Raw genomic sequence first — 15,775 nt, 5'->3', positions numbered from 1 at the left:
TGGTCGTACGCCTTCGCCTCGCCACCGAACTTCGACGACAGAATCGTCGTGATCGCCGCCGTCAGCGTCGTCTTGCCATGATCAACGTGCCCAATCGTCCCCACGTTCACGTGCGGCTTGGTACGTTCAAACTTTCCCTTTGCCATGTCTAGCCCCTAAATCCCAAAACTCACTTCTTGTTGATGATCGCTTCGGCGACGTTCTTCGGCGCTTCAGCGTAATGCTTGAATTCCATCGAGTAGGTCGCGCGACCCTGGCTCAACGAACGCAAAGTCGTGGAATAACCAAACATCGCCGCAAGCGGGACTTCAGCCTTGATGGCCTTGATGCCGCCCGGCAGATCTTCCATGCCCTGAACGATGCCGCGACGACCCGACAGGTCACCCATCACGTTACCCATGTAGTCTTCCGGCGTTTCGACCTCGACCGCCATCATCGGCTCGAGCAACACCGGACTCGCCTTGCGCATCGCGTCCTTGAACGCCATCGACGCGGCCATCTTGAACGCGTTTTCGTTCGAATCGACGTCATGGTAGGAACCGTCGAACAGCGTCACCTTGACGTCAACGACCGGGAAACCTGCAAGCACGCCGTTCGGCAGCGTTTCGCGCAAGCCCTTGTCGACTGCCGGGATGAATTCACGCGGGACGGTACCGCCCTTGATCGCATCGACGAACTCGTAACCCTTGCCGGCTTCATTCGGCTCAAGCTTGATCCAGACGTGCCCGTATTGACCACGACCGCCCGATTGCTTGACGAACTTGCCTTCCTGTTCAACCGACTTCCGAACTGCTTCACGATAGGCGACCTGGGGCGCGCCGACATTGGCCTCAACGCCGAATTCGCGCTTCATGCGATCGACGATGATTTCCAGATGCAGTTCACCCATGCCCGAGATCACGGTCTGACCAGATTCTTCATCGGTGCGCACGCGGAACGAAGGATCTTCCTGCGCCAGACGCGACAGCGCCAGGCCCATCTTTTCCTGATCACCCTTCGTCTTCGGCTCAACGGCTACGTGAATCACCGGCTCCGGGAACTCCATGCGCTCCAGCGTCACGGCATTGTCAGGGTCACACAGCGTCTCACCGGTAGTCACCGACGAGAGACCGATGGCAGCCGCGATGTCACCAGCGCGCACTTCTTCGATTTCCTGACGGTCATTGGCGTGCATTTGCACCAGACGACCGATGCGGTCCTTCTTGCCCTTAATCGGGTTGTACACCGTGTCACCCGATTTCAGCACACCCGAATAAACGCGAATGAACGTGAGCTGACCAACGTACTTGTCCGACATCAGCTTGAAGGCCAGCGCCGAGAACTTTTCGTCGTCCGCTGCGCGACGCTCGACCGGCTTGTCGTCGTCGTCCAGGCCTTGGACCGGGGGAATGTCCACCGGCGACGGGAGAAAATCGATCACGGCATCCAGCATTCGCTGCACACCCTTGTTCTTGAAAGCGGTGCCACACAACATCGGATGAATTTCACCTGCGATGGTACGGGTCCGCAATCCAAGAATGATGTCCTTCTCGTCGAGGTCGCCGTTCTCGAGGTAGCGGTTCATCAGCTCTTCGCTGGACTCCGCTGCCGCCTCAACCATCTTCTCGCGCCATTCGCTGCACACATCCGCAAGTTCGGCCGGAATCTCTTCATACGAAAACTTGATGCCCTGAGAGGCCTCATCCCAAAGGATCGCCTTCATCTTGATCAGGTCGACAACGCCCTTGAAGCCTTCCTCTGCACCAATCGGCACAACAACCGGCACCGGGTTGGCGTGAAGACGAGTCTTCAGCTGTTCGTAAACCTTGAAGAAGTTCGCGCCCGTGCGGTCCATCTTGTTAACGAAGGCTAGACGCGGCACACCGTACTTGTTGGCCTGACGCCAGACGGTTTCCGACTGGGGCTGCACACCACCAACGGCGCAGTAAACCATGCACGCACCATCCAGCACACGCATCGAGCGTTCGACTTCAATTGTGAAATCCACATGACCCGGAGTGTCGATGATGTTGATGCGATGTTCGGGGTAGTCGCCCGCCATACCCTTCCAGAACGTGGTGACGGCAGCGGACGTGATCGTTATGCCACGCTCCTGCTCCTGCTCCATCCAGTCCGTCGTGGCGGCACCGTCATGCACTTCGCCGAGCTTGTGGTTCACGCCCGTGTAGAAAAGAATGCGCTCGGTGGTCGTCGTCTTGCCGGCGTCGATGTGAGCGGAAATGCCGATATTCCGGTAGCGCTCGATCGGTGTCTTGCGTGCCACGATACAGTCCTTTGAAACAAGAGGCCGCCACAAGTGGCGGCCATTCGATTAAGCGGGATGACTCAGAAACGGAAGTGCGAGAAAGCCTTGTTGGCGTCCGCCATCCGATGCACCTCGTCGCGCTTCTTCATCGCAGCACCACGACCTTCGGACGCCTCGAGCAACTCGGCAGCAAGGCGCAGACCCATGGACTTTTCCGAGCGCTTGCGAGCAGCCTCACGCAACCAGCGCATCGACAGAGCCATGCGGCGCGACGGACGCACTTCGACCGGCACCTGGTAGTTGGCACCACCGACACGACGGCTCTTGACCTCGACAACCGGCTTCACGTTGCTGATGGCCTGGGCAAAGACCTCAAGCGGATCCTTGCCGCTCTTGGTCTTGATCTGCTCGAAAGCCCCATAAACGATGCGCTCAGCGACCGACTTCTTGCCGGCCGACATCAGCACATTGACGAACTTGGAGAGCTCGACGCTACCGAATTTCGGATCGGGGAGAATATCTCTCTTGGGTACTTCACGACGACGTGGCATGTTTAAACCCTTAACTTCTTGCTATTACACTGCAATGAGCACGCGCTGACAGAAACCGGTCAGGCCTTTTTCGGACGCTTCGCGCCGTACTTGGAACGCGACTGCTTGCGATCTTTCACACCCTGCAGATCAAGCGACCCGCGGACGATGTGGTAGCGCACACCCGGGAGATCCTTGACGCGACCGCCACGGATCAGAACAACCGAGTGCTCCTGAAGATTGTGACCTTCACCACCGATGTACGAGATCACCTCGAAACCGTTGGTCAGACGCACTTTCGCAACCTTGCGCAGCGCCGAATTCGGCTTCTTCGGAGTCGTGGTGTAGACACGCGTGCAGACGCCGCGCTTTTGCGGACAAGCCTCAAGGGCCGGCACTTTTGATTTGCTTACCGGCGACGTGCGCGGCTTGCGAACAAGCTGATTAATGGTTGGCATTTTTCGAGATTCCAAAAGACCGGAGGCGACGCCTTTTACGGTCGGCCCGCCTCCGTGACTCGTTCGCCCCGGGCCCGCTACGGTTGGCGGACCCACAAAGAGGCCGGATTATAGGCATACTAAACGGGACGGGTCAACCACCGGCAGCCCTTTGCCGCTGGTGGTTGACCCTCCCACGGGTTGCTGCGTTGGTTACTGGGCTTCGCCGGTTTCCGCTTCTACCGGTATCGGATCGTCGCCGAACAGCACGCGATCCGCCGCAGCCGCATCGTCGCCGCGTGTCTGGCCGCGACGGGTGCGGTGATAGGCCAGACCGGTACCTGCCGGAATCAGTCGTCCGACGATCACGTTTTCCTTGAGGCCACGCAGTTCGTCGCGCTTGCCCATGATCGCCGCCTCGGTCAGCACGCGCGTGGTTTCCTGGAAGGACGCCGCGGAGATGAACGAATCGGTAGACAACGAGGCCTTCGTGATGCCGAGCAGCATGTACTGGTATTCACACGGACGCTTGCCCTCGGAGACCAGACGATCGTTCTCGTCAAGCACTTCTGAACGCTCTACCTGTTCCTCGCGGATGAACTTCGAATCACCGGAGTCAACGATGACCACGCGACGAAGCATCTGGCGGACGATGACCTCGATGTGCTTGTCGTTGATCTTCACGCCCTGCAGTCGATAAACGTCCTGAACTTCGTCGATGATGTAGCGGGCCAGTTCCTCGACGCCCTTCAGACGCAGGATGTCATGCGGTTCGACCGCACCGTCGACAATCACTTCACCCTTGTTGACCACCTGACCGTCGTGCACCGTGACGTGCTTGTCCTTCGGAATCAGGAACTCGTTCACCGTGCCATCCGGCTCGGTGATCACGAGGCGCTGCTTGCCTTTGGTGTCCTTGCCGAACGAAACAGTACCGGTGACTTCGGCAAGCAGACCGGCGTCCTTCGGCGAACGCGCTTCGAACAGCTCCGCCACGCGTGGCAAGCCGCCCGTGATGTCGCGCGTTTTCGCCGATTCCTGCGGGATGCGCGCCAGCACGTCGCCCACGCTGACCGTCTGACCATCCTTCACGGTGATGATGCAGCCCACCTGGAAGGTGATCGACACCGGGGTTTCGGTACCGGCAACCTTCACTTCTTCGCCGGTTTCGGTCAGCAGCTTGACCTGCGGGCGCAACCCCTTGGTCGTCGTGCTGCGACGCTTCGGATCGATCACGACCAGCGTGGTCAGGCCGGTCACGTCGTCCACCTGCTTGGCTACGGTCACGCCTTCTTCGACGTGCTCGAAGCGCACCACACCCGAGTACTCGGTAATGATCGGACGGGTGTGCGGATCCCAGCTGGCGAGTGCGGTACCAGCCTTGATGGCCTGACCTTCGTCGACCTGCAGCGTGGCGCCGTACGGAACCTTGTGACGCTCGCGCTCGCGGCCGTGATCATCGGTGATGATGACTTCGGCACTGCGCGCGATGACGATCTTTTCGTTCTTCGCACTGGTGACGTAACGCATGTTCAGCGTAAAGCGGATGACGCCGGAGCTCTTTGCCTCGACGCCGCTTGCCGCCGCGGCCCGTGATGCCGCACCGCCGACGTGGAAGGTGCGCATCGTGAGCTGCGTACCCGGCTCGCCGATGGACTGCGCAGCGATCACACCGACCGCTTCGCCGGTATTCACCAGCTGGCCGCGGCCCAGATCGCGGCCGTAGCACTTTGCGCACAGGCCGTACCGGGTTTCGCAGGTCAGCGGGGTGCGGACCTTGACCTCATCCACACCGAGCGAGTCGATCAGGTCGCACTTGTCTTCGTCCAGCAGCTCACCGGCGTAGATCACCGTGGCCTGCGTTTCCGGATTCACCACATCGGCAGCGGTGGTGCGGCCGAGGATGCGGTCACGCAGCGGTTCGATCACTTCACCGCCCTCGACCAGCGCCTTCATCACGAAGCCTTCGCTGGTGCCGCAATCGTCCTCGGTCACCACCAGATCCTGCGTCACGTCGACCAGGCGACGCGTCAGGTAACCGGAGTTCGCCGTCTTCAGTGCCGTGTCGGCCAGACCCTTGCGGGCGCCGTGCGTCGATATGAAGTACTGCAGAACGTTCAGACCTTCGCGGAAGTTGGTGGTGATGGGCGTTTCGATGATCGAGCCGTCCGGCTTTGCCATCAGACCGCGCATGCCGGCAAGCTGACGGATCTGGGCGGCGGAACCGCGCGCACCGGAGTCGGCCATCATGTAGATGGAGTTGAACGACTCCTGCTTGACCGCGTTGCCGTCGCGATCGACAGTGTCTTCCTGGCCGAGCTGGTCCATCATGGCCTTGGCGACCTGATCACCGGCGCGACCCCAGATGTCCACCACCTTGTTGTAGCGCTCGCCGTCGGTCACCAGACCGGACGTGTATTGCTGGGCGATTTCCTTCACCTCGGCTTCGGCCGCGCTGATCAGTGTGTGCTTGGCATCCGGCACCAGCATGTCCTTCACCGCAATCGAAATGCCGGCACGGGTCGCAAGCGCGAAACCGGCCTGCATCAGCTTGTCGGCAAAGATGACTGTTTCGCGAAGACCGCAGCGACGGAAGCTGTTGTTGACCAGACGCGAGATTTCCTTCTTCTTCAACGCCTTGTCGAGCACGCTGAAGGGCAGTCCCGGCGGCAGGATCTCAGACAGCATGGCGCGGCCAACCGTGGTTTCGTAGCGGGTCACCTTGTCGCGCTTTTCGTCGTCTATCACTTCGACTTCGCGGATACGCACCGAAATTCTGGAGTGCAGCTCGACGAAGCCATTGTCGTAGGCGCGACGCATTTCATTCACGTTGGCGAACATCATCCCTTCGCCCTTGCCGTTGATCTTCGAACGGGTGGCGTAGTACAGGCCGAGCACGATGTCCTGCGACGGCACGATGATCGGCTCGCCATTGGCCGGCGACAGCACGTTGTTCGACGCCAGCATCAGCGTGCGTGCTTCCATCTGCGCTTCCAGCGACAGCGGCACGTGCACGGCCATCTGGTCACCGTCGAAGTCGGCGTTGAATGCCACGCAGACCAGCGGGTGCAACTGGATGGCCTTGCCTTCGATCAGCATCGGCTCGAAAGCCTGGATGCCGAGGCGGTGCAGCGTCGGTGCGCGGTTCAGCATGACCGGATGTTCGCGGATCACCTCTTCGAGGATGTCCCACACTTCCGGCACTTCCTGCTCGACCAGCTTCTTGGCGGCCTTGATCGTGGTCGCCATGCCGTTCAGCTCGAGCTTGTTGAAGATGAAGGGCTTGAACAATTCGAGCGCCATCTTCTTCGGCAGGCCGCACTGATGCAGCTTGAGCTGCGGCCCCACCACGATGACCGAACGGCCCGAGTAGTCGACGCGCTTGCCCAGCAGGTTCTGGCGGAAACGACCACCCTTGCCCTTGATCATGTCGGCCAGAGACTTCAGCGGGCGCTTGTTGGCGCCGGTCATCGCCTTGCCGCGACGGCCGTTGTCAAGCAGCGAATCCACCGCTTCCTGCAGCATGCGCTTTTCGTTGCGCACGATGATTTCCGGCGCCTTCAGTTCGAGCAGGCGCTTCAGGCGGTTGTTGCGGTTGATGACGCGACGGTAGAGATCATTCAGGTCGGACGTCGCAAAGCGGCCACCGTCCAGCGGCACCAGCGGACGCAGGTCCGGCGGCAGAACGGGCAGCACTTCCAGAATCATCCATTCCGGCTTGATGCCCGAATGCTGGAAGCCTTCGAGGATCTTCAGCCGTTTCGAAATCTTCTTCATCTTCGCTTCGGAACTGGTGGCTTCCAGTTCGCCGCGCAGCTTTTCCACTTCACGGTTCAGGTCGAGCGAACGCAGCATGCCGCGTACGCCTTCCGCCCCCATGAATGCGGTGAAGTCATCGCCGTACTCCTCGACCTTGGCGAGATAGTCGTCTTCCGACAGCAGCTGGCCGCGGGCCAGCGGCGTCATGCCCGGATCGACGACGACGAAGCCTTCGAAGTACAGCACGCGTTCGATGTCGCGCAGCGTCATGTCGAGCACCATGCCCAGACGCGACGGCAGCGACTTCAGGAACCAGATGTGCGCGGTCGGGCTGGCCAGCTCGATGTGGCCCATGCGTTCGCGGCGTACCTTCGACAGCGTGACTTCAACGCCGCACTTCTCGCAGATGACACCGCGGTGCTTCAGGCGCTTGTACTTGCCACACAGGCACTCGTAGTCCTTCACCGGGCCGAAGATCTTGGCGCAGAACAGGCCATCGCGCTCCGGCTTGAAGGTGCGGTAGTTGATGGTTTCCGGCTTCTTGACTTCGCCGTATGACCAGGAACGGATCTTGTCCGGCGACGCGAGGCCGATGGTGATCGCGTCGAACTCTTCTTCCTGGGTGACCTGCTTGAACAGATCCAGCAATGCTTTCATGGCAACTCCTTTGGGGCTAGTGGCTAGGGGCTAGGCGGGGTTGGCTTTCGCGCCCTGTCCTAGAACCGCTCCAAATCAATGTCGATGGCCAGCGACCGGATTTCCTTCACCAGCACGTTGAACGACTCCGGCATGCCGGCATCGATCTTGTGCTCGCCCTTGACGATGTTTTCGTACACCTTCGTACGACCCGTGACGTCGTCGGACTTGACGGTGAGCATTTCCTGCAGCGTGTAGGACGCACCGTACGCTTCCAGTGCCCACACTTCCATTTCACCGAAGCGCTGACCACCGAACTGCGCCTTGCCGCCCAGCGGCTGCTGGGTGACCAGGGAGTACGGGCCGGTTGACCGGGCGTGCATCTTGTCGTCGACCAGGTGATGCAGCTTCAGTACATGCATATAGCCGACCGTCACCTGACGCTCGAACGCTTCGCCGGTGCGTCCGTCGTACAGCGTCATCTGACCGCCGGACGGCATGTCGGCCAGTTCCAGCATGCGACGGATTTCCGACTCGTGTGCGCCGTCGAAGACCGGCGTCGCGAACGGCACACCGTGCTTCAGGTTGCTCGCCAGCTCGAGCACTTCGTCGTCGGTCAGCGAAGTGATCTCTTCCGGCTTGCCACTGCTGTTGTAGATCTCGTCCATGAATCCACGCAACTCGGCGAGATTGGCCTGACGACGCAGCATGCCGTCGATCTTCTTGCCGAGGCCACGCGCGGCCATGCCAAGGTGGGTTTCGAGAATCTGGCCGATGTTCATCCGCGACGGCACGCCGAGCGGATTCAGCACGATATCGACCGGCGTGCCGTCTTCCATGTGCGGCATGTCTTCCAGCGGCGTGATCTTGGACACCACACCCTTGTTGCCGTGTCGGCCGGCCATCTTGTCGCCCGGCTGAAGGCGGCGCTTGACGGCCAGATAAACCTTGACCATCTTCTGCACGCCCGGCGGCAGCTCGTCGCCCTGGGTCAGCTTCTTCTTCTTCAGTTCGAACGCGACGTCGAAGTCGGTGCGGGTCTTTTCCAGCGACTCGCGCAGGCTCTCCAGTTGCGCTGCGATCTCTTCATCCGCCATGCGGATGTCGAACCAGTTGTGCGGCTCGACGCCATCAAGGTACTCGCGGGTGATCGTCGTGCCCTTGGCCAGACGCTTCGGACCGCCATTTGCGACACGCCCCGCCAGCAGGCGTTCGATACGGGCAAAGGTGTCGCGCTCGACGATGCGCATCTGGTCGCCCAGATCCTGACGGTAGCTGCGCAGCATGTCATCGACGATGGACTGAGCACGCTTGTCGCGCTCGATGCCTTCGCGGGTGAACACCTGCACGTCGATCACCGTGCCGTTCATGCCTGAGGGCACGCGCAACGAGGTGTCCTTCACGTCCGAAGCCTTTTCGCCGAAGATCGCGCGCAGCAGCTTTTCTTCCGGCGTCAGCTGGGTTTCGCCCTTCGGCGTCACCTTGCCGACCAGCACATCACCGGCTTCGACTTCAGCACCGATATACACGATGCCCGATTCGTCGAGACGGCCGAGTTGGGCTTCGCCGAGCGACGCGATGTCGCGCGTGATTTCTTCCGGGCCCAACTTGGTATCGCGTGCGACGACCGTCAATTCCTCGATGTGGATCGACGTGAAGCGGTCTTCGGCGACAACGCGCTCCGAAATCAGGATCGAATCCTCGAAGTTGTAGCCGTTCCAGGGCATGAAGGCGACCAGCATGTTCTGTCCGAGCGCCAGCTCGCCAAGGTCGGTCGAGGCACCGTCGGCCACGACGTCGCCCTTGGCGATGATGTCGCCGCTCTTGACCACCGGACGCTGGTTGATGTTCGTATTCTGGTTCGAACGCGTGTACTTCACCAGGTTGTAGATGTCGACGCCGACTTCGCCCGGCACGGTTTCGTCGTCATTGACGCGCACCACGATACGGTTCGCATCGACGTAGTCGACCACGCCACCGCGCAGTGCCTGCACCGCGGTACCCGAGTCGACTGCAACCGTGCGTTCGATGCCGGTGCCGACAAAGGCCTTTTCAGGACGCAGGCAGGGCACGGCCTGACGCTGCATGTTCGCACCCATCAACGCGCGGTTCGCGTCGTCATGCTCGAGGAATGGAATGAGCGAGGCGGCGACTGACACGATCTGACCCGGCGCAATGTCCATGTACTGCACCTGATCCGGCGTCGACAGCATGAACTCGCCCTTGTGACGGCAGGACACCAACTCGTCCGACAGACCACCTTTCTTGTCCAGTGACGCGTTCGCCTGCGCGATCACGTACTTGCCTTCTTCGATTGCCGACAGGAAATCGATCTGTTCGGTGACGTGGCTGCCATCGACACGGCGATACGGCGTTTCGAGGAAGCCGTACTTGTTGGTGCGGGCGTACAGCGCGAGCGAATTGATCAGGCCGATGTTCGGGCCTTCCGGTGTTTCGATCGGGCACACACGGCCATAGTGGGTCGGGTGAACGTCGCGCACTTCAAAGCCGGCACGTTCGCGCGTCAGACCGCCCGGGCCCAGTGCGGACACGCGACGCTTGTGCGTGATTTCCGACAGCGGGTTGGTCTGGTCCATGAACTGCGACAGCTGGCTGGAACCGAAGAACTCCTTGATCGCTGCGCTGATCGGCTTGGCGTTGATCAGATCGTGCGGCATCAGATTGTCCGACTCGGCCTGCGACAGGCGCTCCTTCACGGCGCGCTCGACGCGCACCAGACCGGCGCGGAACTGGTTCTCGGCCAGTTCGCCGACCGAACGCACGCGGCGATTGCCGAGGTGATCGATGTCGTCGATCTCGCCCTTGCCGTTGCGCAGATCGACCAGGATGCGGATGACGTCAACGATGTCTTCGTTCGACAGCGTGGCGGCACCTTCGATTGCATCGCGACCGACACGGCGGTTGAACTTCATGCGGCCGACGGCCGACAGGTCGTAGCGCTCTTCAGAATAGAACAGCCCGTGAAACAATGTTTCGACGGCATCTTCCGTCGGCGGCTCACCCGGCCGCATCATGCGGTAGATGGCCACGCGCGCCTGCCACTGATCAGCGGTTTCGTCGGTGCGCAGTGTCTGCGAAATGTACGGGCCGCGGTCCAGGTCATTCACGTACAGCGTCGAGATCTCGCTGACGCCTGCCACGCTCAGTTTGGCCAACAGTTCTTCGGTGATTTCGTCATTCACGTTCGCCAGCACTTCGCCGGTTTCCGGATCGACCACGGCGCTCGAGAATACGCGTCCGACGAGGAAGTCTTCCGGCACCACGATGGCTTCGGTGCCCGACTCGGCCAGTTCGCGGATGTGCTTGGCAGTGATACGCTTGTCTTTCGCCACGACGACCTTGCCCGAACCGTCGATGATGTCGAATTTTGCGACTTCCCCGCGCAGGCGCTCCGGCACCAGCTTCATTTGGATACCGCCCTTGGCGGCCAGGTCGAAGGCGTCAAATTCGAAGAACGTCGACAGGATCTGCGTCGGCGTCATGCCGATCGCCTTCAACAGGATCGTCACCGGCATCTTGCGACGACGGTCGACGCGGAAGTAGAGGTAGTCCTTCGGATCGAATTCGAAGTCGAGCCAGGAGCCGCGGTAGGGAATGATGCGGGCCGAGAACAGCAGCTTGCCCGAGCTGTGGGTCTTGCCGCGATCATGCTCGAAGAAGACGCCCGGCGAACGATGCAGCTGGCTGACGATGACACGTTCGGTGCCATTGATGACGAAGGAACCAGTGGTCGTCATGAGCGGAATTTCGCCCATGTACACTTCCTGTTCCTTCACTTCCTTGATGGTTTCCTTCGGCGCTTCGCGGTCCATGATGACCAGGCGCACGCGCGCGCGCAGCGGGCTCGCGAAAGTCAGGCCGCGCTGATGACATTCCTTGACGTCGAATGCGGGTTCGCCGAGCATGAAATGCACGAACTCAAGACGCGCATTGCCGGAATGCGAACTGATCGGGAAGATCGACGTGAAAGCAGCCTGCAAGCCCTGGTTGCGACGGGATTCGGCGGGAATCTCGGCCTGCAGGAACTGAGTGTAGGACTCCAGCTGGGTCGCCAGCAGGAACGGCACGTCGAGCACCGCATCGCGCTTGGCAAAGCTTTTGCGGATGCGCTTCTTCTCGGTGTAGGTATAGGCCATGAAATCTCCGGGCATAGAGTGCGATGGCCGGGGAAAACGGAGCGTGCGCCACCCGGCGCGCCGTCCGCGTTTCACCACGGAATGCAATCAGGACAACGTCACCGGCGGCTGGCCTCTACCAACCCCTGGGCTGACAACGAAAGCGCGGGCATGAGCACCCGAGGCGGGACTTTCGTTCGACCGGAAACGGTCTTCCGTGATCGCTTCGGAAGACAAGGAAAACACGTTCGCTCACGCGCTTTCCTGGTATCCCCAAACGGCGACGGGAGTACGGCCCGAAGGCACGCACTCCCGCCAATCGGGTCGGAATTACTTGATTTCGACCTTGGCGCCTGCGTCGTCCAGCTGCTTCTTCAGGGCTTCTGCGTCAGCCTTCGAGATGGCTTCCTTCACCGCTTTCGGTGCGCCATCCACGAGGTCCTTCGCTTCCTTCAGGCCCAGGCCGGTTACGGCGCGCACAACCTTGATGACTTCAACCTTCTTCTCGCCAGCGGCCAGCAGCATGACGGTGAATTCGGTCTGCTCTTCAGCAGCCGGCGCGGCAGCGGCTGCGGGTGCGGCAGCAACGGAAACCGAGGCGGCGGCGGACACGCCGAACTTTTCTTCCATATCCTTGATCAGTTGCGACAGTTCGAGAACCGACATTGCGGCAACAGCTTCCAGGACCTGCTCTTTGCTAATCGACATTTAAAAACTCCTGATTCAAGCGCCGGGATGAATTCCAGCGGCGCGGGATGGTGATGTAGTCGTTCGTGAAGCCCGAACTCAGGCAGACTGCTTTTCGCGTTCGTCGCGCACCGCCGCGAGGGTACGGACGAACTTGCCCGGCACCTCGTTGAGGGTCTGCACAAACTTTGCGATCGGCGCCTGCATCGTGCCCAGAAGTGTTGCGAGCAGTTCATCGCGGCTCGGCATGGTGGCCAGCGCCTTGACGCCTGCGGCGTCCATGACGTGATTGGCCAGTGCGCCGCCCTTGATGACCAGCTTGTCATTGCCCTTGACGAATTCCTGCAGGACCTTTGCCGCCGATACCGGATCGGCGGACATGCCATACATCAGCGGTCCGGTCATTTCCTTCGCCAGCCCCTCGAAAGGGGTACCCTCGACAGCGCGACGTGCCAGCGTGTTCTTCAGAACGCGCAGGTAGACACCCTGTGCTCGAGCCTGGGCACGCAAACGCGTGACATCGCCCACTTCCAGACCGCGGTTCTCGGCGATCACGATCACCTGCGCGCCCGCAACTTCAGCGGCCACACCGGCGACGACTTCCTTCTTCTGATCGAGATTGAGTCCCAAGGTCTACTCCCATGATTACGGTCGTCAGGCACACATCGCTGCCCACCTGACGAACCACCTGCGGCGACCGTATCAGGAGAAGAAACTGTCCGTGAGGACACCATCCATCCTGTGTCGGGTAACGCCATCTGCGCAGGCGGAGTGTTTGCTCCATTACGCCCAATCAGGCACCTGCGGTCTTTGACAACCTGCCACCCCATACGGGCGGTGGCAGCCCAAAGTTCGTTTGTGCGCCCGACGGAGCCGGGCGCAAATCCTTACTGCACCGACGCCTGATCGACGCGGATGCCGACACCCATCGTCGAAGTGACCGACACCTTGCGCAGATACACGCCCTTGGCCGCAGCCGGACGCGCCTTGTTCAGCGCTTCGATCAGTGCCTTGATGTTGGTGGTGAGTTGCTCCGGCGTGAAGGACGCGCGACCAACGGTACATTGCACGATGCCACCCTTGTCGGTGCGGTACTGCACCTGACCGGCCTTCGCGTTCTTGACCGCAGTGGCGACATCCATGGTCACGGTGCCAACCTTCGGATTCGGCATCAGGCCTCGCGGGCCGAGGATCTGGCCCAGCGCACCGACGACACGCATCGCGTCCGGCGTCGCGATCGCGACGTCGAAATTCAGGTTGCCTTCCTTGACCTGGGCTGCCAGATCGTCGAAGCCGACAACATCCGCACCGGCGGCACGGGCTTCGTCAGCCTTCGCACCTTGGGCGAACACGGCGACGCGTACCGACTTGCCGGTACCTGCCGGCAGCACGACCGAGCCACGGACCAACTGGTCCGACTTCTTCGCGTCGATGCCCAGATTCACGGCCAAATCGACCGATTCATCGAACTTGGCGTTCGCGGTTTCCTTGACCAGCGCGAGCGCATCGGCCAACGGGTAGCTGCGGTTGCGATCGATCTTGGCGCGCAGCGCCTGAACGCGTTTGGACAGTTTCGCCATGATTACAGCCCCTCCACCGTGATGCCCATGCTGCGGGCCGAACCGGCGATCGTGCGCACTGCAGCGTCAAGATCACCCGCAGTCAGATCCTTGTTTTTCACCTTGACGATTTCTTCAAGCTGCCCGCGGGTCACCTTGCCCACCTTGTCGGTGTGCGGCTTGGGCGAACCCTTGGTGATGCCGGCAGCCTTCTTGATAAGAATGGTCGCCGGGGGCGACTTCATCACGAAGGTGAATGACTTGTCCGCGTAGGCGGTGATGACCACCGGAATCGGCAGGCCCGGTTCCATGCCCTGGGTCTGCGCATTGAACGACTTGCAGAACTCCATGATGTTCAAACCGCGCTGACCCAGCGCGGGACCGATCGGGGGCGACGGATTCGCCTTCCCGGCCGGCACTTGCAGCTTTACATAGCCGACGATTTTCTTCGCCATGATGACTCCTGATGTGAGTGATAGCGTGACTTGCGGTCACCGGACCGCCTGTCACTCCTCTACCGGTGACAACACCGGAAACAATTGCGCGGCACTGCCCTCAGGCTGCACCGCGCACCCAGACAACGCCTTACGGCGCTGCCTCAATTGCTGGACCTGACCCCGACCCTAGCGCCTGGGATCAAACCTTCTCGACCTGTGCAAACTCAAGCTCAACCGGCGTCGCACGGCCGAAGATGGTCACCGAAACATGCAGGCGACTCTTGTCGTAATTGACGCTCTCGACCGATCCGTTGAAATCGGTGAATGGGCCATCCTTGACCCTAACCAATTCGCCCACTTCGAACAGCACCTTCGGACGGGGCTTTTCAACCCCTTCCTGCATCTGCTGCATGATCTTCTCGACTTCCTTCTCGGAAATCGGTGTCGGCTTGTTGGCACTGCCGCCAACGAAACCCGTGACCTTCGGTGTGCTCTTCACGAGGTGCCAGCTATCCTCGTCCATATCCATTTCGACCAGAACATAACCCGGGAAGAATTTGCGCTCCGACACGGCCTTCTGGCCGCCACGCATCTCAACCACCTCTTCAACCGGAACAAGGATCTGGCCGAACTTGTCCTGCATGCTCGCCCGGGTGATCCGCTCGACGAGCGCGCGCTGCACCGATTTCTCGAAACCGGAATAGGCATGTACGACGTACCAACGCTTGCTCATGATTTTTTCCAGCCCAGGATGAGGTCGTACAACACCCACTCGAAGCTCTTGTCAGTCAGCCACAGGAAAACGGCCATGACGAATACGAAGCCAAACACGATCGCTGTCGTCTGCACTGTTTCCTTGCGGCTCGGCCACGCAACCTTTTTCGCTTCCGCCACCGACTCGTTGGCAAATTCGAAGAAGCGGCGGCCCTGTGCCGTATACCAGGCGACGGCAATACCAGCCGCGATGCCACCCACAACGGACAGCACACGCACCGCCATGATCTGGTCGGAGAAAACATAGAAGCCGGCCAGCCCTGCAATCAGCAGTGCAATGGCCAGCGCAAGCTTCAGCTGGTCGGTCATGAATGTCCGGGAACGCTCAGGCGCTCCGCAAAGTTACCCGTCCTGATTACCGGGATGGCAGGGGCAGAGGGAATCGAACCCCCAACCTTCGGTTTTGGAGACCGACGCTCTGCCAATTGAGCTATGCCCCTGCAAAACAAACCCGGCCGGCTCACGCAGGCCGGGGCACATCAACCTGCTTAAGCGATGATCTTGGCAACCACGCCCGCGCCCACCGTACGACCGCCTTCGCGAATCGCAAAGCGCAGACCTTCTTCCATCGCGAT

12 protein-coding genes, 1 tRNA gene and 1 pseudogene are annotated in these 15,775 nt (G+C 60.7%); all 14 read right to left on the bottom strand.

Annotated elements, in window-relative coordinates; genetic code table 11:
* Positions 1-146: GTP-binding protein (locus NMQ16_RS18910; RefSeq protein ID WP_019915264.1), on the bottom strand; the 146-nt coding region annotated here is incomplete at its 3' end.
* A gap of 23 nt (positions 147-169) precedes the next feature.
* A complete protein-coding gene (gene fusA, locus NMQ16_RS18905; RefSeq protein WP_069039298.1) occupies positions 170-2,263 on the bottom strand; it encodes an elongation factor G in 2,094 nt (697 codons plus the stop codon).
* A gap of 62 nt (positions 2,264-2,325) precedes the next feature.
* Complete coding sequence (gene rpsG / locus NMQ16_RS18900) at positions 2,326-2,796, bottom strand: 30S ribosomal protein S7 (RefSeq protein WP_069039297.1); 471 nt, start codon at positions 2,794-2,796, stop codon at positions 2,326-2,328.
* Between the two features lie 59 nt (positions 2,797-2,855).
* Complete coding sequence (rpsL, locus tag NMQ16_RS18895) at positions 2,856-3,233, bottom strand: 30S ribosomal protein S12 (protein ID WP_008061703.1); 378 nt, start codon at positions 3,231-3,233, stop codon at positions 2,856-2,858.
* Between the two features lie 192 nt (positions 3,234-3,425).
* Positions 3,426-7,628, bottom strand: coding sequence for a DNA-directed RNA polymerase subunit beta' (gene rpoC / locus NMQ16_RS18890; RefSeq protein ID WP_257082512.1), 4,203 nt, complete (start codon positions 7,626-7,628; stop codon positions 3,426-3,428).
* Positions 7,629-7,687: 59 nt separating this feature from the next.
* Positions 7,688-11,764 carry a DNA-directed RNA polymerase subunit beta gene (gene rpoB, locus NMQ16_RS18885; RefSeq protein ID WP_257082511.1) on the bottom strand — a complete coding sequence of 1,359 codons (4,077 nt, stop codon included), beginning with the start codon at positions 11,762-11,764 and terminating at the stop codon, positions 7,688-7,690.
* Between the two features lie 309 nt (positions 11,765-12,073).
* Positions 12,074-12,451, bottom strand: coding sequence for a 50S ribosomal protein L7/L12 (gene rplL / locus NMQ16_RS18880; RefSeq protein ID WP_257082510.1), 378 nt, complete (start codon positions 12,449-12,451; stop codon positions 12,074-12,076).
* A 78-nt stretch (positions 12,452-12,529) separates the two neighbouring features.
* The gene (gene rplJ, locus NMQ16_RS18875; RefSeq protein WP_257082509.1) at positions 12,530-13,060 is read right to left on the bottom strand and encodes a 50S ribosomal protein L10; all 531 of its coding nucleotides are present in this window, start codon (positions 13,058-13,060) and stop codon (positions 12,530-12,532) included.
* Positions 13,061-13,317: 257 nt separating this feature from the next.
* On the bottom strand, positions 13,318-14,010 hold the full coding sequence (gene rplA / locus NMQ16_RS18870) for a 50S ribosomal protein L1 (protein WP_069039292.1): 693 nt from the start codon (positions 14,008-14,010) through the stop codon (positions 13,318-13,320).
* Positions 14,011-14,012: 2 nt separating this feature from the next.
* Complete coding sequence (rplK, locus tag NMQ16_RS18865) at positions 14,013-14,444, bottom strand: 50S ribosomal protein L11 (protein WP_257082508.1); 432 nt, start codon at positions 14,442-14,444, stop codon at positions 14,013-14,015.
* Positions 14,445-14,625: 181 nt separating this feature from the next.
* Positions 14,626-15,159: a transcription termination/antitermination protein NusG gene (gene nusG, locus NMQ16_RS18860; RefSeq protein ID WP_069039290.1), complete on the bottom strand. Its 534-nt coding sequence runs from the start codon at positions 15,157-15,159 to the stop codon at positions 14,626-14,628.
* Positions 15,156-15,509, bottom strand: coding sequence for a preprotein translocase subunit SecE (gene secE, locus NMQ16_RS18855; RefSeq protein ID WP_069039289.1), 354 nt, complete (start codon positions 15,507-15,509; stop codon positions 15,156-15,158). The genes nusG and secE overlap by 4 nt, the downstream gene beginning before the upstream one ends.
* 55 nt (positions 15,510-15,564) lie before the next feature.
* Positions 15,565-15,640: transfer RNA gene (locus tag NMQ16_RS18850), tRNA-Trp, on the bottom strand.
* A gap of 48 nt (positions 15,641-15,688) precedes the next feature.
* A pseudogene (locus NMQ16_RS18845) lies at positions 15,689-15,775 on the bottom strand (elongation factor Tu); the annotation flags it as partial.

The sequence above is a fragment of the Methyloversatilis sp. XJ19-49 genome (assembly GCF_024580145.1).
Classification (GTDB): Bacteria; Pseudomonadota; Gammaproteobacteria; order Burkholderiales; family Rhodocyclaceae; genus Methyloversatilis.
Note: the sequence above shows the minus strand (reverse complement) of the source record. Positions and strands in the feature narration are given on the sequence as shown.

Coding starts and splice junctions, on each gene's coding strand:
- rpsG (WP_069039297.1), bottom strand. CDS start 2,796: ATGCCACGTCGTCGTGAAGTACCCAAGAGAGATATTCTCCCCGATCCG.
- rpsL (WP_008061703.1), bottom strand. CDS start 3,233: ATGCCAACCATTAATCAGCTTGTTCGCAAGCCGCGCACGTCGCCGGTA.
- rpoC (WP_257082512.1), bottom strand. CDS start 7,628: ATGAAAGCATTGCTGGATCTGTTCAAGCAGGTCACCCAGGAAGAAGAG.
- rpoB (WP_257082511.1), bottom strand. CDS start 11,764: ATGGCCTATACCTACACCGAGAAGAAGCGCATCCGCAAAAGCTTTGCC.
- rplL (WP_257082510.1), bottom strand. CDS start 12,451: ATGTCGATTAGCAAAGAGCAGGTCCTGGAAGCTGTTGCCGCAATGTCG.
- rplA (WP_069039292.1), bottom strand. CDS start 14,010: ATGGCGAAACTGTCCAAACGCGTTCAGGCGCTGCGCGCCAAGATCGAT.
- rplK (WP_257082508.1), bottom strand. CDS start 14,444: ATGGCGAAGAAAATCGTCGGCTATGTAAAGCTGCAAGTGCCGGCCGGG.
- nusG (WP_069039290.1), bottom strand. CDS start 15,159: ATGAGCAAGCGTTGGTACGTCGTACATGCCTATTCCGGTTTCGAGAAA.
- secE (WP_069039289.1), bottom strand. CDS start 15,509: ATGACCGACCAGCTGAAGCTTGCGCTGGCCATTGCACTGCTGATTGCA.